An 18412-nucleotide genomic window follows, 5' to 3' on the forward strand; every position below is an offset into this window, starting at 1 on the left:
AATGGAAGGGTTTTGGGGAACATTGAAATGCGAGAAGTATTATCTAAACAAGTACAGTACATTTGAAGAGTTGAAGAAGGACATTGAAGACTACATACAATTTTACAATGAAAAACGACTACAAAAAGGACTAAACGGCCTCAGTCCCTTAGAATACAGGGCTAAAGCCGCCTAGTTCCGTTTTATTATTTCCACTGTCTACTTGACAGGGGGCAGTTCAAAAGAAGCCCCATGGTACTTTATTTAAAAAATTTAATACTAAAATCTGCCGATAAAGCTTTTTTCAAATCCTGTAAATCATCTTTTTCTACATTTCCTTTTTGAGCCTTCTCATGAATCGCATGAAGAACCTCTTCTCGTTGCTTCAAGTTATTGTCAGCAATATCCTTTATTTTTCCTCCCATAACAGGGACTTCTAATTCTTTAAACTCATCAATAACATCAATAACCTGTTCCATTTGGCTATCCATTTTTTTCTGGTCTTTCGAACTAATTGTGTTTTTGTCATCTAATTCATTTACAAACTCTAAGGCTTTGTCAAATTCATACTGAAGTTCTTCTCCCTTTGATGCTAGTATATCTGCTTTTGCGTCAATTCCGTTGGGTGTAGTTAGTTGTACGGAACAACCTGTCGTTAAGAATGCCATTAACACAACCATTAATATCATCACTTTATTCATTTTATCCCATCCTTTAATTTTATTTATGCTTATCAAGCACCAATTCTTATCTAATTTTTATTCTAGTCAGCAATCGTTTCTTTTTTATTAATCAAATCTTACAAAAATCTTAAGAAATTTTTCCCATAAAAAACAGCCTATTCTTTATGTCGATTAGGCTGTTTGTTCAACAAGTTGTCATTCTCGCTGATTCCTTTCGGGTAACCCCATCTACCTTTCGAATAAAGATTTGAAAGATAATAATCCCCCAGTTTAGCGAGTTCGTTCGCTATTTTTCGGAAAAGCCACTGGTCTCTTAAGAAATATGTTGTTATTCCATGATTTCAGTCTTGTTTTGATAGCTTTTGTCAGGCTGCAGGAAAAATGCATATGGAGTGGTGAATAAGTAAGTTATAGCGAATTATTTCCGAGATAAATAGAAAGGAATGATTTTTTTTGAAGAGTTATACATTAAAAGAAGCTGCCAAAAAAATAAATATCGCTCCCGGAATAATCCGGCAATGGGAAAAGGATTTAACCGGATTGCTTGAGATACCGCGCTCCAAACAAGGGGCAAGAATTTATTCGGATCTGGAAATAAATCAATTATGCGAAATTAAGGAGCTTTATTCCAATAAGGCCAGTAAGGAAATGATCCGGGAGTTTTTGCAAAACAAGTTAACCCCTCCCGAATCGACGACTGAAATCGAAAAGGAGGATGTGAAAACCTCTGAAGAACCTCCTGTTTCCCAAACGAGTGTTACGGATGTTTCGCTTGAGATTGTTGACGAACCCATATCACAGGTTTCCACAAACGGCAACACTTTGCCGGGTGCCAGTCAATTTTTTGAAGCAATGGATACGTATAAGATGACCTTTTTACATGAAGTAAAAGAAGAGATCAGATCGGTAGTCCGAAAAGAAGTCATTGACGAGGTCAAAAAGGAAATTTCCAAAGGGACATTGTTGACCGTCAAATCCCTGTCTGACTCCATCTATAAATCTTCCGCCAATACCAAGGCAGAGCTAGAGGAAATAACCGATACATTAAAGCAGGCAACGGTGGACACAAATGACAAATTACGTTACCTGGCCAATAATATTAAAAATGTTTCAATTGAAACTGCCGATGAAATTTACTCTCTTACGAAGCAATTAAATGAAAATTCAACTAAACTTACTTCCTATATAGACAACACTAATACCGAAATCAGCCAATTGTCAGAGTCAATTATAAAGGAACGTGAATTTTTCATTGAGGAGCGCGAAGAGTATCGGCATGATGTTAGACAAAGAGAGGCGGCATTCCGCGACATGCTTTCTAATTTCCGAGAGGCTGCAGCAACAAAGGATAAGAAATGGTGGAAGTTCTGGAATTAACCTTCGATTTTTGTTGATACCACTGGAGTTCACGGCTATTTTCCTTTAGGAGGGGCTTTTAATGAATTCAGCTGAAGTAGCAAAATTATTGGGTGTTTCTGTAAGCACGATTCAACGGTGGGTAAAGCAGCTAAATTTGCCGATGGAGCGCAATGAGCGCGGCCATTATTTCTTTAAGAACGAAGATATTCAGCTTTTAAAAGAGATACATGAACAGCTGCAAAACGGGGTGTTACTCCAAGATATTGCCCCTATTAAGGCAATAAAGCCTGCTCGAAAAGGGGCAGTAAAACCGGCTAATACTAACATAGAAATGCAGGAGCTGCAGGAAAAGCTAAAAGAAATCGAAGTTAGTGTCCATTCCAAGGCAGATTCGGTCGTTTCATACCAATTGCTTCAGCACAGAAGGGAAATTGAAGAGCTTCGGCAAAATATTAAAGACTTATCGGACCTAGTTGAGAAACTGCAAACAGAATTAACAAAAATGAAAACCACATCCGAAGAAAAACCTTTCGTTTTAGCAGATGGAAAGGTAAAAAGAAAAAAGAAAAATATCGTAAGCTCGTTTTTTAGCTTTTAATACGGCATAGCAAGACCGAACGTAATTAATGCCGTTCGGTCTTAGAAGTTTAATAAAAACACTATGCTTCCTTTGTTTCCCTTTCAGACTCAAACAAATATCCCACATAGGAAATTTCCTTAATTGTAACAGCAAGCTCTCCCGTCGGAACTTTCAACGGTATTCGCTCACCGATTTCTTTCAATAATAATTGTCTACCAACAGGTGATAGAAATGAAATAAACCCACGGTCAGGGTCTGAGTCCTCAGGAAAACAGATGACATAGTCCTCTGTTTCATCATCTTCGTCATAAATGACGGTTACCTTCGTCCCGATAAAAACCTTTGGAATGTTGGTAATGATATTTGATTTACGATTTTGTTTCAGGAACTCTTCAACCTCTAATACGTATAAATTAAAAAAATGCTTTAATCGTTCAGGCAATGGTGTTGATGAAATATAGAGGTTATTCAATTCTTTAATATTCTCATCAATCATCACTAACTGCTGAATAAAAAATTCCTTGTTGGCAGGTTGACTATGGCTCATAGTAGATAGCCCCCATACTTGGATCGAACTTCCTGCAAAACTTCATCTGCTTTTCCATCATAAATTCCTCCTAAATAAAAAATGAACCTTCCACATACATAGGAATGCCCTTTTCACTGCCTAAATGGAGATAGTAAAAAGGACCTATGCTCGCAAGGAAACCCCGCCCCAGACGATTGGAAGATCTTAGTATAATTTTATCATATACCAACAAAAAAATCCTTTAGTTGGTATAGTTCTTCCCCCTTACTACTACAAGTAATTGCAAAAAAGGCCATTCCTCAGTGGAATGGCCTTTTACGTAAGTTAATTTATTTCCCGCTGTTGCCGCTGAATGAAAGCTTTGGTTCGACAAACGGCCTGGTGAACTTTTTTACCAAATAGCTGCCTAATAGCAGACAAACGATAAAAGAAAAGCCAAACAGAAGCAGATAGCTTCCTGTTACTGATGTGAAGCTTTCTTTAGGAATAATGGAATGAACCGGTTTGATGATAAAACCGTGAAACAGATAGATATACAGTGTCCTCTCACCGATTTCTGTAAAACTGAACTGAATTGACGGGATCAAAGTCAGGAAACCAAACACAACCATCGCTGTGATGATATATAGCACACCTCGATAAAAACCTGCCTCCACCCCTTCATTCCCCATAGCAGCGTACGAACTGTCACCCAAGAGCCAAGGAACTGTATTTTGCGATATACTGGTCCCGAACAAACATATTGCGCCAATCAGGATCGTTATACCGACTGCCCGGGAATATTTCCCTCCTAACAGCCCCTTTAATTGGGGTCCACTTATTAAATACCCGGCAAAAAAGTAAGGAAAAAAGACAGCCGTTCGCGATAAACTTAAAAAACTGCCAAGCTGGTCAATATAGCCGGCTCCTATTCCAATCATGATTGCGACCGGCAATCCCAGCCATTTCAGTTTGGCAAATGGGATGAGCAAAAGATTCCAGAAAAACATGCTTAATAGAAACCAAAGGGACCAGTGTGGTTGAAGAAAATCAACTTGAAAGGATGCTTCCTTGCCGATAGCATAATAAAATACAGAATAAATGAACTGAAAAATGAAATAAGGGAGTATTAACTTTTTTATTAATTTCCGATAATATCCTTCGTTCTGATAACCCTTCGAAAAATAACCGGATATAAAAATAAACGCCGGCATGTGGAAAAGATAAATAATGCTGTAAATATTATAAAGTACGCCATCATGTTCCTTTAATGGACTAATGACATGGCCGAAGACAACAAGGATGATCAAAACGAATTTGGCATTATCGAAATACTTGCTTCGCTTTGATGTGACTGCCATATTTTCACCTCTTATCAGAAATGCGAAATACTTTTTTAAAAATATCTTTTTTATCATTTTACCTCAGCATTATTACAGGAGCATGTTGAAGAAATTACTTTTCTTTGCACCAAAGTTACAATATTAAAATAATGATAAAATATTCCTACGATGATTTTCCCATTTTATATATCAAAAAAATAAAGCCTGGCTTTAGCCAGACTGTTATGTTCCGTATAAAATATCTGTTATCCGAGTGGTGATCACTTCAGAGAAGTTTTCCTTTAGTTCCTCTTCGGAGATCCGAAGCAATTCCGCCATTTCTTTAAGAAATTCCCGGTCATACCGAAGCCACGAGGAGTAATTTCTCTTTACAAATTTCTCAGCTTCCATAAATGTTGAAAACTGGGGCGGCAATTTCTCGCCATCATGAAATACATAAAAATCTCCATCGCCAGAAGGGAAAATATAGGTGAATTCTCCTTTATGATTTTCGTAGCTCGAACCCCATTCCGATTCCTTCAGATTGAATTCATTACGCTCCGCATCCGGTTTGAGCGGCAGGAGAGCAAAAACATTTACTATGAATGTTTCGAATGCCTCTTTCGTTAGGTCAGCCCCTGAGGCCTTTGGGTGTCCACCGCCTCCATACCCTCTTGCGAACTCGGCCACATTCACATGGTCATGAATGGTTCGAAACCCAATTTTTTTGTTGCCGAGGTTAATTAACGCAATCATATCCAGATGTGGATTTTCGGTATTTAAGGCATTCCCGAGCTCTGACATATTCTGCTCCGCAGAAACAACTCCAACACAATAATCGCCCACAAACGTTTGAATTAACTGTCTTTTTTTAGAGTGAATATAGCGACTTATTTTTTGCTCCTCAATGTCCAGGATCATGTTTTCGGATTCTGAAAAAGTGAATGACTCCGTATTTTCTGTTAACCTTTTGATCATTTCCTCTTCACATTGTTCCCGGTTCATGATATGAAATAAGTCATTCAGCCGTTTTGCGGCAGTATTATTATTTTCATCCCATTCCCACGTATCATATTGGCGAATCAAATCAACAAATTCCTTTAACGCCTGGGTAGATTTCAACTTACCGGCCTCGATTAAATAATCGTAGAATAACGAGGTTGCGCAGGTTTTTTTGCCATTTTCATACTCGGGAATCACCCTGCCCCACGGATAGTCATTAAAATGCAGCGCAGTGACGTGATGGTCAATGACACGGATATGTTTGCCATTCGTATACCTTTCCGCCAATTTTTTCTCGATCTCCGGATTGACGGCCAGATCAGTAATATATATTTCATTATTATCGTTTGTCGGATTTGTAATATAGGCTTCCACCCGTTGATTTAGATTGCGATAAGAACAATATGAAACCCTCGCTTCGTCCTTATAAGCCATTTTTGCCAATACACCGCAGCCAAGGCCATCCAAATCGACATCTGTAAAAAGTTTAACCATTTCTGCACCCACCCCAACTATTTTCCATAACCTATAGTTTACATTTCAGACAATTTCTTATGCAAAAAAAAAAGACTAACCCGATAACGGGCCGGCCTTATCATTGAATCCCAGCTTGTAGTATCCTCGCTTTAACCCATAATAACAAAACCAAAGTGCCTGGAGAAGGAAGATGCTTCCCCATACGGGTGCAGGGATTACTGTCAGTCTGGCAAGATTAGTCGCATCTCCTGCATACTGAGGATGCGTCACACTCAAATAAAAGATTTCAAAGGCACTCTGAACAGAGTCCACTAACAGGATCGAAGCTATCATCAGTAAAAGATGATCCCTAAAGCTTTGCGTTCCTTTAATTAACAATAACAGAAACCCTCCCGCAAACGAACAAAGCCAAAAGATGCCATATGGATTGCGTACCCAAAAGATTAAATTGATTAGTATGAACCCCAGTAAAATATCAATTAGCAAAATCTGCTTTTTTCTCCCAATCATCAAGAAGGAGACAAAAGCCGCGAATGAAGCAAAGGTATAGCCAGCAAGACTTGTAAAAAAACTGCCGATCCAGGTTGAGGAACTGATGTAGGTTGCTCCTTCCGAATTCATTAATAAAGTAATCATTTCCACATCCCCGCCCAACAAAGCAATAAACGCATGACCTGACTCATGAATCAATGTATTAATGACGCGAATATAGTTTCCTATAAAGGGGACATGGATCAGCAAAAATGCAGCTAAAAGGAACAAGAAAAACTTAATACTTAATTTTTCTCGAATCAGGATCATTGTGTATCCCTCGCCTCTTTTTAAAACATTCATAATTATCTTTATATTAGCACTTCTTCTTTACTTCATGAAATTTTTTGACTTGTAATCACCCAAATATTTTGCAAATAGACAAACCAACAACTCTTATGTTAGCATTAAGTTGTTGCTAGCTAACAACTCATATAATACTATTAAGTTGTTACATTTCTAAGAGGGGTGAAAAATATTGATAGAATTTAAGAATATAGTAAAGAAATACCGGACAAAAACAATCATTAACTCTTTCTCATTGAATATCGAAGCAGGTCAGTTGGTTGTTTTTATCGGACCCAGCGGCTGCGGGAAAACGACATTGCTTAAAATGATCAATAAACTGGTTCAGCCGACATCAGGGCAGATATCTGTTAATGGTACAGATATTTCCAAAATGGATCCGATTGAACTTCGCAGAAACATCGGCTATGTCATTCAAAATACTGGTCTTTTCCCACATATGACGATTAAAGAAAATTTGGAGTTAATCCCAAAATTAAAAGGTGAAAACCAAGAGTCAATTGAACAGAAAACAGTTGAATTGCTTGAATTGGTCGGCTTGGATCCCAAGGAATATATCCACCGCTATCCAAAAGAACTGAGCGGCGGTCAGCAGCAAAGGATTGGTGTGGCAAGAGCCTTCTCTACAAACTCCGATATCATCCTAATGGATGAGCCATTCAGTGCATTAGACCCTGTAACACGATCATCTCTTCAGGACGAATTATTCCAAATGCAAAAGGAATTAAATAAAACAATTATATTCGTTACCCATGATATGGACGAAGCTATTAAAATAGCAGACAAGATTTGTATTTTAAAAGATGGGGATATTCTCCAATATGACACCCCGGAAAACATTTTAAAAAATCCGGCCAACGATTATGTGTCAGACTTTATTGGTAAAAGGCGGGTTTGGAATAATCCTGAGCTTCTGCTAGCCGAAGATATTATGATTTCCAATCCGGTAAAAATTGCCTCCAAGAGAACCGTTCTCCAGGCAATTGAGATTATGAAGGAGCAAAAGGTTGACAGCTTGCTGGTGACGGATAGGCGTAATTTGCTGATTGGTTTGGTGACCCTAAAAGGCATCCAATTATTAAACCGAAATTCGTTAATTGAAGATGTAATGGAACAAAATGTCCTTTCTGTCTCAGAGGAAGCGAATTTAATTTCGGTGCTTGCCACAATGAACGAACACCGCATCGGCTATGTTCCTGTAACTAATCAATCAGGCCAGTTAACCGGATTAATCACAAGAAGCAGTATTCTATCCGCATTAAGCAGTCAACTAATTGATATGGAGGTGGCCTTTTAATGGGTGATTTATGGAGTTATGCAAGCAATAACTATAACCAGATATTAGAACTGTTAGGACAACACGTTTACTTGAGTGTCTTGGCCGTTCTTATTGCAACAGTAATTGGAGTTCCACTCGGGATTTGGATTTCAAGAGAACCAAAGCTGTCAAAGCCAATTATCGGAACCACCAACGTGATTCAGGCAATCCCAAGTTTGGCTTTACTTGGTTTTCTTATTCCGTTTATCGGGATTGGCAGCACCCCCGCAATAGTAATGGTTGTACTTTATTCACTGCTGCCAATTGTAAAAAACACGTATATCGGATTAACAAATATTGATCGGGACATTCTGGAAGCCGCCAAAGGCATCGGCTTGACAAAAAGCCAAACGATGAAAAAGGTTCAGCTGCCGCTGGCCTTCCCGATGATTATGGCGGGGATCAGAATTTCGGCTGTTACAGCCGTTGGATTAATGACCATAGCCGCATTTATTGGTGCCGGCGGTCTTGGTTATCTCGTATTTTCAGGGGTTCAAACAGTTGACAATGCGATGATTCTGGCAGGAGCGATCCCTGCTTGTATTCTTGCCCTGTTAATTGATTTTGTTGTCGGGAAACTCGAGAGCTCGCTTTCTTATACAAATAAACAACATTCCGCATCAAAGACAGGTAAAACGACAAAAAAATTAATCATTTCATTTGCCAGCATTATACTTGTTATCGCGGGTGCGTTTTCCATTTATTCGAAGGCTCAAGCTGATGAGAAAATTACGATTGGCTCGAAAAATTTCAGCGAACAATTAATTTTAGGTAACATTCTTGCCGAATTAATCGAGAATAAAACGGATATTGCGGTAGAAAGAAAGTTGAATCTCGGTGGCACCCAAGTGGCATTTAGCGCCATCAAGAGCAGCGATATTGATATGTATGTAGAGTACACCGGCACTGGACTTGTAAATATATTAAATCAGGCACCGCAAAATAATCCTGACCAGGTTTACGACTACGTAAAAGAGGAATTTCGCCAAAAGTATGGGATTGAATTGTTAAAACCGCTTGGCTTTAACAACACATACGCGCTGTCCGTACGACAGGATACTTCCGAAACTTATGGCTTGGAGACCATTTCCGATTTGGCCAACGTCAGCGATGAGATGATAATGGGACCAACCATTGAATTTTCAAACCGTGAGGACGGTTTAACCGGTCTTGCTAGTTCCTATAACATGGAATTTAAAGATGTAAAACCGGTAGATGGAGGATTGCGCTACACCGCCCTCGAAAATCATAAGAGCGATGTTATTGATGCCTTCTCAACGGACGGATTAATCGAGGAGTTTCAATTAAAGGTATTGGAGGATGATCAAAACTTCTTCCCTCCCTATTACGCTGTACCAATTATTAAAGAGGAAACCCTTAAGGAACATCCTGAACTTGAAGGAGTCCTTAACAGCCTTGCCGGAAAAATTACGGATGAAAAAATGCGTGAGTTGAACTACAAGGTTGACAGCCTCAAACAATCGCCTGCTAAAGTGGCAAGGGAATTTTTACAAAAAGAAGGACTCATTGATTAAGAAACAGAAAACAAGCCAGCATTGTATTAACGGAGCTGGCTTGTTTTTTTTCATTCTTCCAAGAAATCAATCACACGGTCATATGTTTCTTCATCGCCAATGACCAAAAGGACATCTCCTTCCATAATCGAAGCATAAGGACCAGGGGAAATGATTAATTCTCCCTTCCTTTTGATTCCGATTACGGTTCCTCCTGTATTTTGCCAAAACTTGACCTCTGAGATGGTCTTGCCGATATGACTGCATCCAGTGAAAATTGCCGCTTCAATCGGCGCCAGCGGATTGGTGTGGCGAAGCTTGCCGGAGTAATCCAATATTTTCCTTAATGTATCGTGCAGTTGTTCATCCAGCTTGTTTCTATCAGCCATCAGGGAAACCATTTGTTTCTCAAGATCTTTAATGCTTGCCAAATTCGAAAATCTGGAAATATATTTAAACGCCTTTTCCCTTGATGAAATAACAATGCCGCTGCCCTTTGTTGAATGAACAATTTCTACATCTTCGAGGATTTTTATTGCACGCCTGACTGTTTCCGGAGACACCTTATATTCACTTGCGAGCGTTGAACGTCCGTGAATTTTTTCCCCAACTTTGAATTCTTCATCATAGATCCGGTTCGCCAAATCAATCGCTATTCGTTCATAGACTGGAATTTGTGCCCTTTGCATCAGAACCACCGCCAAATTACATTCTCAAATATCTGCTTTTATTTTGGATACAATAACACTATACCCTTTCATACCAATATTTGCGAGCTTAACTAAAGTCCTTCTGAGGATTTTAAGATAATTTCAAAAGGATTTTTATAATGAGGTGCAGCAATGAAGCGGAAAGTCATTATTATCTTAAGTCTGGCATTCATTCTCTTTATGGCGGGATTATTCATATACTACCTCATAAAGGATGATTCTTCGAGGTGGCAGGTTGCCCTTGGCGGGATTTTTGCCTCTGCCTTGCCGCTAGCTTTGTTAAAATTAAAAAACAACCCCTTTAATATTCCAATGATAGCTGGGTATTTTTTATTTTTATTTTGTTCGCTGTTTTTGGGTTCGATTGCAAGCTTTTATCTTCATCATCGATGGTGGGATTCGACATTGCACCTTTATAAGGGGTTGTATGTCGGCATCATTGGGATTGCTTTATATAAACGGCTCATTCCGCAACCGGTACGGAAGGACGTATCTGCCTGGATTCTTGTTTTATTCGTGCTCTCACTTGCTGTTTTGGCGAGCGTGCTTTGGGAAATTTACGAATTTGTTGGCGATGTGACTTTTACCCATACGATGCAGCGAGGCGGGAACAAGGATACGATGTATGACCTTTTATGCGGGGTTGCAGGAGGCATTTTGGTGGCGATTTATGCCGGGGTTAGGAAACAGAAAGTATAAGCGGGGCGATTAATATGAATCGAAAACTCGTAATGATAGTAAGTGCATTGTATGTTATATTCATGGCGGTTCTTGCGTTTTACTACCGGAATATTGATGAATCCTTTAAATCAACGGTGGCGATTGGCGGCATTGTTTGCGGGGCTATTCCTCTTCTGCTGGCGTTATTTACCAAACTGCAATTTAATCTGCCCATCGTCTTTTCCTATTTAATTTTTTTGGTCGGATCACAGTATCTTGGCTCCATTCGGGGCTGGTATGGCTTGGGCTGGTGGGATACCTTTTTGCATTTCGTCAGCGGTGCTCTTTTGGCCTTTGCCGGAATTGCCTTATACGAAAGACTTATTCACAGAAATGCCGGTCATGAAATATCCCCATGGTTTGTATTCTGGTTTACCTTGTCATTCGCAACATTTGGTGGCGTTTTATGGGAAATCTATGAATTTAGCTGCGACCAATTTTTCAACATGACCCTGCAGGGAGGCGGGAATAAGGATACGATGATTGATTTAATCTCCGATACCGCAGGAGGGTTGGCGATTGCCATTTGGAGCGCAATAAGAACAAAAGGAAAGCAAAGGAATATAGAACTGTAAGACGACAAAATACTTGAGAAAGCAACTCCTTAAAACCTTTATTTATCAAGGCAAAAACGACAAATAAAATTAGATAAACGACTGTCCTTTTGAGAAATTCTTAAAAAACGACAACTTACCTTGAGAATTTCCATAAACGACACAATACATTGAGAATTTCTCACAAGGACGATTTTCTTGGCTGGTATAAACACTGACGTAGTTTAATTAAAAACCTAAAACTTACTTTTTGAATTACGTTCGAGAAGGTTCGTGATACTAGCTTTTATAAGGCAAAAAGAATTCTGCTACGAATTGGTGTTTTGCAACTCCCAACCGAACCTGTTAATATTTTTTCGAGTGCCTTCTTTATTTTCTCTTCTGTTTTGATTTACGACCGAATAGACCTATTGCGACAGCTACCCCAATGCCTACAGCAAACCATGAAGCGAAACTCATCACTTCCACCGCCTTTTTGGCTATAAACACATTTTACATATCTATATGCGGAAGGTAACAGCACTTATGAGTGCCTTTTTTGCTGCCGATATTCCTTAAACGACCTCCTTATGTAAGATTTTCTTCTTCAAGTAAAGCGCCCTTTAGTTTAAGTACATTTCTTCCCATTATTTTCGTTTGGTTCACCAGGACTTATCGCTTTCTCATATATTAAGTTCTTTATTTACTGCATTTCCCATTTGAATTTTCCATTATACTGTTTAAGTTGTTTTTTCACTTGTTCCAATTCATAAAAACTTGAATGCGCCTTTTTGACAATTTCTTCATCCGTTTTACCTTCTTTTAGAAGAGTCCTGATAAGTTCATATCTTGATGCTTCAAACTCAAAATAACCATGATATACATTAAGCTGATTTCTTATGTCTTTTAATTCAACATAGCTGGTTGTTGCTATATAAACAATCTCTTGGTCTGTTTTGCCCATTTGTATAAGAGTTCTAACAATGCTATATCTTTGGTTTACTTGACCTGTCGCATATCCTTCTCCCCATCCGTTATCCCAAGCTATATCGTAGCATTCTTGTTGATTTTGTTTGTTTTGCATTTTAAACTTCATAGTAGGGTTCCTCCTTAAGGTTTTGAGTTAGAGTGGTGTCTATACTCATATCTTACTGAGGAGCCCTATTTTTTTCAAAGTCGAAAAATAACGATCTACAGGAATGCTAACCTGCCCCGTTAACGCAAATTGGAGCTGCCGTATAGACAACTCCCTGTTCAGCTATTGCCTCCGTTAGCTTAACGGCGCTTGATTAGCTCTATAATAGTAAATCTATCAACCTCTGAAATCAATTGAAATTGCCTGAACAGGTGCTTTCTTAGAGCTAGCTGGTGGAATGAACTCTCTAATCCCAGTCGAGTTACTTGTCATCCTGGAAGCTAAGCAGAAGCCCAAATTAAGCCAGTATATCATCACATAATAATATTTTGGTAATTAATCACCTTAAGACACGCATAGCTGCGTTTACCGACCTCATAATGGGAATCCTTACTTAAAAACAAAGTTGCCATTTTGTGTGTTTTCTTTTAACGTTCATAGAATTATCGTTATTTTTGTCGAAAATTAATTTCATCATTTAAACTGAATGGTATAATTTACATGAATATTTTACCAATACGGGGTGGTTATGTGGCTAATAAGCTGTTTTTAAATCAAAAAGATAGAACATTACTCCTAATTAGTGAAATTACAAAGGATTACGATTGGTTTTATCAATTATTGAGAGAAAATAAACGTGTAACTGAGGAATTGATTGAAGAACTACCGAAAAAGCAGAAAGACTTTATACAAGATATACTCCCTTTGGTTAAACAAAATGCAACAAATGAATGGAAAGAAAGTACCCAACCAATGCTGGATTCGGGAGAAAACAGAGAAAAGTGGTTGAAATGTAGGCTTTGCAATACCCCTACACGATATATTCATTACATTGTAAATAGAAAAACCAGGGAAACAATCAACGTTGGTAGTGAGTGTGTTAAAGAGTATGCGTTTAATGATAAAGATATTAATGAAAGCAGAAGAGAAGCAATCGAAATTAGAAGATTAATACTTTTGAATGAGAGTGTAAAAGGTATTAATAAAATAGTCGAAAATTGGAAAATCGATTTAGAAAAATACCCTGTTTTAATACCTTCAAATTTGGCAAATAAATATCTAAATATAGGTCTTGAGCTATCAGATTTGTTCGACCACTTTATCAAAGGAAAATTCAAAGAAAATACAGTAGAAAGAATACTTCATTTAGTCGAAAAAGGGAAGCTTGAAAAAGAAAAATTCGAAGTCTATATTAACAACCAAGAAAATAACCTGTTTCTGGCATTTAAATGATGTAGGTTTTGGCAGGATAATTATTAATCTTTATGAATCTCTTTTCAAAGATAAAATGTATAGGTGTTAATTTTTATACAGACTTTGTTACGCTGCGCTTATTGAACAAACGGGCCAGATTGTTGAAGATCAAGGTAGAAAATCATCAAACTTTTTATAAAACAAATACTTAAATAGGCCGGTAAAAGAATCCATTTTGATCAATCTTTTTTCAAAATGGATCTTCTTATTTACCATGAAAATACGGGTTTGTGAGGTATTTTATTAAACTAATGTAGTCAATTATTTTTAGGATAAATCTTTACTGGTAACGAATGACGATTCAATCAATTTAATAATTTGTTGTTTAGTTTGACTTAAATAGTTTCTTTTTTTTGAAGGAATTAATAATCCTATAGGCATTTTGGAATCAAATCCCTTGACCTTAAATGAGATATTACTTTGCTCTAAAATAGTTCCCTTAGGGATAATGCCTATTGCATCTCCAGAAACGATTTGTGGAATGAGATGTAGTGCACTACAATTGTATACTCTTTTAAATGATAGATTGTTTTCTGATAGGAAAGCATTCACAGATTGATAATAATAACAACTATTCTCTCCAATTAAAATAGGGTAATTAATGATATCCGATATTTCAACTGACTTTTTCTGTAAGATTGGATGATGAGGGTCATTGACAATAAATTCGATTTGTTCGTTGCATAATGGAGTAAAATTCACATTAGAACTATTTTTGTTGTTTCCGCAAACAGCAAAATCAATTTTTTTTTGTTCCATTATTTGAGATAAAAGTGCTGTATTTCCTACAACAAAATCACAATGTATATACGGCTTCTCATTGTTTAAATAGTCTAATATTGACGGGATTAATTTTTTTGCAACAGATTCTGTTAGTCCTATTTTTAATGTTCCTTTCTCCTCATTGCTTATACGCTGCGCTTGAGAAATTGAATAATCCCAATGCATTAACAAGTTATCCACTTCCTCTGCAAATAAAGTACCTTCATCTGTTAACCGAGCATCCCATCCTCGTTCAAATAGAAGAAAACCAAGTTCATTTTCTAATTTTTTTATATGTGTTGTTACGGTTGATTGAGCATAGTTTAATTTTTTTGCCGCAAGTGAGAAAGTTCCTTCTTCGACAATCATTTTAAATGTATTTAACTCTTTTACTTCCATCTTCACACCTCATCTTTATCGGTTTTATTGATAATTATATGATTTATTTTCAATTATACAAATCGAAATCACGAAAGTAAAATAAAGTTATAAGAAAGGGAGTGAATATATGCCGTTTGTTAATGTTTATTATCCAGAAGGTCTATTAAGTAATGAAGAGTTAAAAAAGGTGAGTATTAGTATTCATCATTCTTTAATTGAACATTTTAAAATTCCGGAAGATGATTACTTTCACATGTTTTTACACTACCCATCTAAACAATTTTTTTACGATCCGAATTACCTGTTAAAAGGAGAGGAAAAGAGAACAGAAAAAATAATGTATGTTTCTATTACATGTGGGCCAGGAAGAACCATAAATCAGAAAAAGAGTTTGTATCAATCCATATCAAAAGCTATTTCTAATCATTTAAACATCTCTACAACTGATATTTTTATTACACTAAACGAGACATCTGCTGAAAACTGGTCATTTGGTCAAGGAGTAGCACAAATGGTTAATATGAGGGAGGGAAAAGAATAGTGAATGATTATATTGAATCTAATATACCAAAGAAAATGAGGGATATGGCTCCTGATTTTGTTGATTATAGCGAAAATATATTATTCGAAAAAATATGGAGGGATCCTACTTTAACATCCAGAGAAAGAAGTTTATGTACACTATCTTCTCTAATTAGTATCGGAAATACTGAACAACTACCATTTCATCTACAATTAGCTGAAAAGAATGGAATTAATGAAAAGGAAATTATTGCTTTGATAACACATATGGCCTTTTACGTTGGATGGCCTAAAGCAGCTGCAACGCTAAACGTAATACTAAGTAAAAAATGACCATATGGTATCTCTTTAAAGCATTTATTTAATAAAAGAGTTGCAGAAATTTTATTCCATTAAAGGGCGCTTTTGTTTAATGTCCTAAATTATAAAAAGGCTAAAAATATGCAGGTTTTTATTCATTTTTGCATATTTTCAGCCTTTTTATATTCAAAAAATATACTGCCATAAACGACATCTTCTGAATGCCGAATACATACAAGAACATACTAAAAAGCAGTCCTAAATCGACTGCTTTCTCCATTTAATAAACGGTGACCGGGGCAAAAAATTCCTCATATAGTGCCTGCACTGCTTTTATCTCATCGACCTCTTTGACTCCGAACATCATGCTGACCTCGGAAGAGCCCTGGTTGATCATTTCGATATTTACATCAGCCTTTGCCAATGCCTTGGAGGCTCGGGCCATTGTCCCTATGTTATGTCGCATTCCCTCGCCTACCACCATAATGAGTGCAAGGTGATGTTCAAATTTGACCTCATCGGCATGCAGCTCCTTCTTAATACGTTCCATGATTGCCTGCTCCATTTTATCATCAAACTGATGTTCCTTTAGAATGACAGACACGTCATCAATTCCAGACGGAGTATGCTCGTAGGAAAGCCCGAAATCCTCAAATATCCCTAAAAGTTTTCGGCCAAATCCAACCTCTCTGTTCATTAAGTATTTGCTTACATAGATACTGCAAAAGCCCTTGTCACTGGCGATCCCAATGACAGGTCCATTTGTATTATCCCGCTCGGCGACTATTCTCGTTCCAGGCGCGCTTGGATTATTCGTATTCTTTACATTGACCGGAATGCCTGCCCGAAATGCCGGCACTAGTGCCTCATCATGCAACACACTGAAACCGGCATAAGAAAGCTCACGCATTTCACGAAAGGTCAATTCCTTGATTTCTTTCGGCCGTTCGACAATAAATGGATTAACTGAATAGACAGCATCCACATCAGTAAAATTCTCGTATAAATCGGCCTTAAGGGCATTGGCAAGGATAGAGCCAGTAATATCTGAACCGCTTCGTGAAAACGTATATACCTCGCCTTGTTTGCTATAGCCGAAAAATCCCGGAAAAATTAAAATGCCCGGATGGGTGCTGAGAGCATGGAGACGTTCATATGCTTCGGGGAGAGCCTGTGCATTTCCCGGCTCATCACTGACCAATAACCCTGCCTGTTTTGGGTCAATGTAATACGCTTCGATACCCCGTTTTTGGAAATATGTTGCCACTAACTTCGCATTATTATCTTCCCCGCTCGCTTTGAGACAGTCAATGAAGCGGTCAGGAAAACTGGTATCCCGATTAAGTCTTTTAGATAAATCTTCATAAATCTCATTGACCAGTTCTTTTGGCAGAGACAATTCCTCGGCAATTTGCTGATAGCGTCCAATCACGGCATCAAACTGCTGCTTTAGGTCTTCATTGCGCAATCTTTTCTTTGCGCATTGTATCAGCAAATCTGTCATTTTTGTATCATCTGGATACCGCTTTCCCGGGGCAGAAACAACAACCACCTTCCGCTCGGGGTCTGACATCACAATTTGGAATACCTTCTTAAGTTGTTCCCCTGATGCTAAAGAGGATCCCCCAAACTTTACCACCTTCATTTTTACATCTCCCTATTGTCTGCAAATATAATCTTAATTTTATTATAATTTAGAAATTAATCAAGAGTTTTTTCCTCTATCGGCGGACAAATGTTCATTCCAGAAGGACAGTTTCGCTTTTATAAGCACCTCTTAAGCGATTATTGAAACAGCCGTTACCGAACGATTTCAATGAAATGGGCCAATATTCTTGCTGTCAAACCCCAAATGGTCTTGCCTTCATACTGATAAAAATATTCCTCCATTCCCCTCGTCGTCCAATTATAATTCTCACCGCCGACAATTAAGTCAAAGGGAAAGTTTTTCTCAGGTTCAACTTTAAATTCAATATGATAAATTTCCGGTTCATGTTGAACAAAAAAATCTAAAGGCACAGTAAAGATTTCCCCAACCTCGGCAGGATTAGGGGTTATTTTTTCAGGAGCTGTGATGAATCCTGCAAAAGGATAGACCATCATCCCAAAAGGCGAAACCATAAAATCCAGTGGAAAAGCTTGAGAAATGCAATCCTTGGTTATTCCCAATTCTTCCATTGTCTCTCTAATAGCGGCCGATTCGGCATTGTCATCTTCGCGATCAATTTTTCCGCCCGGAAAACAAATTTCGCCCGGCTGTCTTCTCAATTGCATTGAACGAACTTCAAACAATACATGAATTCCATCTTCTTTAAGAATGAGCGGTACCATCACAGCATATTTTGAAAATTTCTTGCTGCCGAGTATTGATGGAATGTGATTATTTAATTTGGACAAAATCGTTTCCAGTTCCATCATTTCACCTCTTTTACTATAAACAGTTTAATAATAGGATATCACTTTTAGATATGGATTCAAAAAAAATAAAGCAATCCAACCTGTCAAGCTGGATTGCC

20 protein-coding genes are annotated in these 18412 nt (G+C 37.8%); 10 read left to right on the plus strand and 10 right to left on the minus strand.

From position 1 onward, the window contains the following. The coding region (locus tag M3234_RS23190; protein ID WP_262307103.1) for an IS3 family transposase at positions 1-175 on the plus strand (175 nt) is incomplete at its 5' end. A 64-nt stretch (positions 176-239) separates the two neighbouring features. On the opposite strand, the gene M3234_RS23195 is transcribed toward M3234_RS23190, so the two are convergent. Then, entirely contained in the window at positions 240-680 is a 441-nt protein-coding gene (locus M3234_RS23195; RefSeq protein ID WP_262306996.1) for a hypothetical protein, read from the minus strand. Between the two features lie 435 nt (positions 681-1115). On the opposite strand from M3234_RS23195, the gene M3234_RS23200 reads away from it, so the two are divergent. Both M3234_RS23200 and M3234_RS23205 read left to right on the plus strand, forming a co-directional pair. Further along, positions 1116-2039: a MerR family transcriptional regulator gene (locus M3234_RS23200; RefSeq protein ID WP_262306997.1), complete on the plus strand. Its 924-nt coding sequence runs from the start codon at positions 1116-1118 to the stop codon at positions 2037-2039. A gap of 61 nt (positions 2040-2100) precedes the next feature. Beyond that, a complete protein-coding gene (locus M3234_RS23205; RefSeq protein WP_262306998.1) occupies positions 2101-2619 on the plus strand; it encodes a MerR family transcriptional regulator in 519 nt (172 codons plus the stop codon). A 61-nt stretch (positions 2620-2680) separates the two neighbouring features. On the opposite strand, the gene M3234_RS23210 is transcribed toward M3234_RS23205, so the two are convergent. The 4 genes from M3234_RS23210 to M3234_RS23225 form a co-directional block, all read right to left on the minus strand. After that, on the minus strand, positions 2681-3148 hold the full coding sequence (locus M3234_RS23210) for a GreA/GreB family elongation factor (protein ID WP_262306999.1): 468 nt from the start codon (positions 3146-3148) through the stop codon (positions 2681-2683). 311 nt (positions 3149-3459) lie between these two features. After that, the gene (locus M3234_RS23215) at positions 3460-4470 is read right to left on the minus strand and encodes an acyltransferase family protein (RefSeq protein WP_262307000.1); all 1011 of its coding nucleotides are present in this window, start codon (positions 4468-4470) and stop codon (positions 3460-3462) included. Between the two features lie 204 nt (positions 4471-4674). Beyond that, the gene (locus M3234_RS23220; RefSeq protein WP_262307001.1) at positions 4675-5928 is read right to left on the minus strand and encodes a DHH family phosphoesterase; all 1254 of its coding nucleotides are present in this window, start codon (positions 5926-5928) and stop codon (positions 4675-4677) included. Positions 5929-6003: 75 nt separating this feature from the next. Beyond that, the gene (locus tag M3234_RS23225; RefSeq protein ID WP_262307002.1) at positions 6004-6711 is read right to left on the minus strand and encodes a M50 family metallopeptidase; all 708 of its coding nucleotides are present in this window, start codon (positions 6709-6711) and stop codon (positions 6004-6006) included. Positions 6712-6919: 208 nt separating this feature from the next. On the opposite strand from M3234_RS23225, the gene M3234_RS23230 reads away from it, so the two are divergent. After that, entirely contained in the window at positions 6920-8044 is a 1125-nt protein-coding gene (locus M3234_RS23230) for an ABC transporter ATP-binding protein (RefSeq protein WP_262307003.1), read from the plus strand. After that, the gene (locus tag M3234_RS23235; RefSeq protein ID WP_262307004.1) at positions 8044-9600 is read left to right on the plus strand and encodes an ABC transporter permease/substrate-binding protein; all 1557 of its coding nucleotides are present in this window, start codon (positions 8044-8046) and stop codon (positions 9598-9600) included. Before M3234_RS23230 ends, M3234_RS23235 begins: the two co-directional genes overlap by 1 nt. A 50-nt stretch (positions 9601-9650) precedes the next feature. Here the strand turns inward: M3234_RS23235 and M3234_RS23240 are convergent, their stop codons facing one another. Beyond that, positions 9651-10268, minus strand: coding sequence for a GntR family transcriptional regulator (locus tag M3234_RS23240; protein ID WP_262307005.1), 618 nt, complete (start codon positions 10266-10268; stop codon positions 9651-9653). 153 nt (positions 10269-10421) lie between these two features. Between M3234_RS23240 and M3234_RS23245 the strand changes: the two genes are divergently transcribed. Beyond that, positions 10422-10988, plus strand: a complete 567-nt coding sequence (locus tag M3234_RS23245; protein ID WP_262307006.1) for a DUF2238 domain-containing protein — start codon at positions 10422-10424, stop codon at positions 10986-10988. Positions 10989-11002: 14 nt separating this feature from the next. After that, on the plus strand, positions 11003-11584 hold the full coding sequence (locus M3234_RS23250) for a DUF2238 domain-containing protein (RefSeq protein ID WP_262307007.1): 582 nt from the start codon (positions 11003-11005) through the stop codon (positions 11582-11584). A 661-nt stretch (positions 11585-12245) separates the two neighbouring features. Here M3234_RS23250 and M3234_RS23255 read toward each other — a convergent pair. Then, positions 12246-12638: a hypothetical protein gene (locus M3234_RS23255; protein ID WP_262307008.1), complete on the minus strand. Its 393-nt coding sequence runs from the start codon at positions 12636-12638 to the stop codon at positions 12246-12248. Positions 12639-13208: 570 nt separating this feature from the next. Here M3234_RS23255 and M3234_RS23260 point away from each other — a divergent pair. Beyond that, positions 13209-13910 carry a hypothetical protein gene (locus M3234_RS23260; protein WP_262307009.1) on the plus strand — a complete coding sequence of 234 codons (702 nt, stop codon included), beginning with the start codon at positions 13209-13211 and terminating at the stop codon, positions 13908-13910. Positions 13911-14198: 288 nt separating this feature from the next. On the opposite strand, the gene M3234_RS23265 is transcribed toward M3234_RS23260, so the two are convergent. Then, complete coding sequence (locus M3234_RS23265; protein ID WP_262307010.1) at positions 14199-15092, minus strand: LysR family transcriptional regulator; 894 nt, start codon at positions 15090-15092, stop codon at positions 14199-14201. Between the two features lie 109 nt (positions 15093-15201). Between M3234_RS23265 and M3234_RS23270 the strand changes: the two genes are divergently transcribed. Both M3234_RS23270 and M3234_RS23275 read left to right on the plus strand, forming a co-directional pair. Beyond that, positions 15202-15615, plus strand: coding sequence for a tautomerase family protein (locus M3234_RS23270; protein WP_262307011.1), 414 nt, complete (start codon positions 15202-15204; stop codon positions 15613-15615). Beyond that, positions 15615-15929, plus strand: coding sequence for a carboxymuconolactone decarboxylase family protein (locus M3234_RS23275; protein ID WP_262307012.1), 315 nt, complete (start codon positions 15615-15617; stop codon positions 15927-15929). Before M3234_RS23270 ends, M3234_RS23275 begins: the two co-directional genes overlap by 1 nt. Positions 15930-16176: 247 nt before the next feature. Here M3234_RS23275 and M3234_RS23280 read toward each other — a convergent pair whose 3' ends face one another. Together M3234_RS23280 and M3234_RS23285 are read right to left on the minus strand one after the other, a co-directional pair. After that, a complete protein-coding gene (locus tag M3234_RS23280) occupies positions 16177-17541 on the minus strand; it encodes an aspartate kinase (RefSeq protein WP_262307013.1) in 1365 nt (454 codons plus the stop codon). Between the two features lie 155 nt (positions 17542-17696). Beyond that, positions 17697-18311: an NUDIX hydrolase gene (locus M3234_RS23285; RefSeq protein WP_262307104.1), complete on the minus strand. Its 615-nt coding sequence runs from the start codon at positions 18309-18311 to the stop codon at positions 17697-17699. Between the last annotated feature and the right edge of the window lie 101 nt (positions 18312-18412).

It is taken from the genome of Neobacillus niacini (genome assembly GCF_023715785.1).
GTDB lineage: Bacteria > Bacillota > Bacilli > Bacillales > Cytobacillaceae > Neobacillus > Neobacillus niacini_E.

Excerpts from the sequence above, each read along its gene's own strand:
- M3234_RS23210 (WP_262306999.1), bottom strand. The coding sequence starts at position 3,148 with ATGAGCCATAGTCAACCTGCCAACAAGGAATTTTTTATTCAGCAGTTA.
- M3234_RS23205 (WP_262306998.1), top strand. The coding sequence starts at position 2,101 with ATGAATTCAGCTGAAGTAGCAAAATTATTGGGTGTTTCTGTAAGCACG.
- M3234_RS23265 (WP_262307010.1), bottom strand. The coding sequence starts at position 15,092 with ATGGAAGTAAAAGAGTTAAATACATTTAAAATGATTGTCGAAGAAGGA.
- M3234_RS23250 (WP_262307007.1), top strand. The coding sequence starts at position 11,003 with ATGAATCGAAAACTCGTAATGATAGTAAGTGCATTGTATGTTATATTC.
- M3234_RS23220 (WP_262307001.1), bottom strand. The coding sequence starts at position 5,928 with ATGGTTAAACTTTTTACAGATGTCGATTTGGATGGCCTTGGCTGCGGT.
- M3234_RS23255 (WP_262307008.1), bottom strand. The coding sequence starts at position 12,638 with ATGAAGTTTAAAATGCAAAACAAACAAAATCAACAAGAATGCTACGAT.
- M3234_RS23235 (WP_262307004.1), top strand. The coding sequence starts at position 8,044 with ATGGGTGATTTATGGAGTTATGCAAGCAATAACTATAACCAGATATTA.
- M3234_RS23195 (WP_262306996.1), bottom strand. The coding sequence starts at position 680 with ATGAATAAAGTGATGATATTAATGGTTGTGTTAATGGCATTCTTAACG.
- M3234_RS23270 (WP_262307011.1), top strand. The coding sequence starts at position 15,202 with ATGCCGTTTGTTAATGTTTATTATCCAGAAGGTCTATTAAGTAATGAA.
- M3234_RS23245 (WP_262307006.1), top strand. The coding sequence starts at position 10,422 with ATGAAGCGGAAAGTCATTATTATCTTAAGTCTGGCATTCATTCTCTTT.
- M3234_RS23215 (WP_262307000.1), bottom strand. The coding sequence starts at position 4,470 with ATGGCAGTCACATCAAAGCGAAGCAAGTATTTCGATAATGCCAAATTC.
- M3234_RS23280 (WP_262307013.1), bottom strand. The coding sequence starts at position 17,541 with ATGAAGGTGGTAAAGTTTGGGGGATCCTCTTTAGCATCAGGGGAACAA.
- M3234_RS23225 (WP_262307002.1), bottom strand. The coding sequence starts at position 6,711 with ATGATCCTGATTCGAGAAAAATTAAGTATTAAGTTTTTCTTGTTCCTT.
- M3234_RS23285 (WP_262307104.1), bottom strand. The coding sequence starts at position 18,311 with ATGGAACTGGAAACGATTTTGTCCAAATTAAATAATCACATTCCATCA.
- M3234_RS23240 (WP_262307005.1), bottom strand. The coding sequence starts at position 10,268 with ATGCAAAGGGCACAAATTCCAGTCTATGAACGAATAGCGATTGATTTG.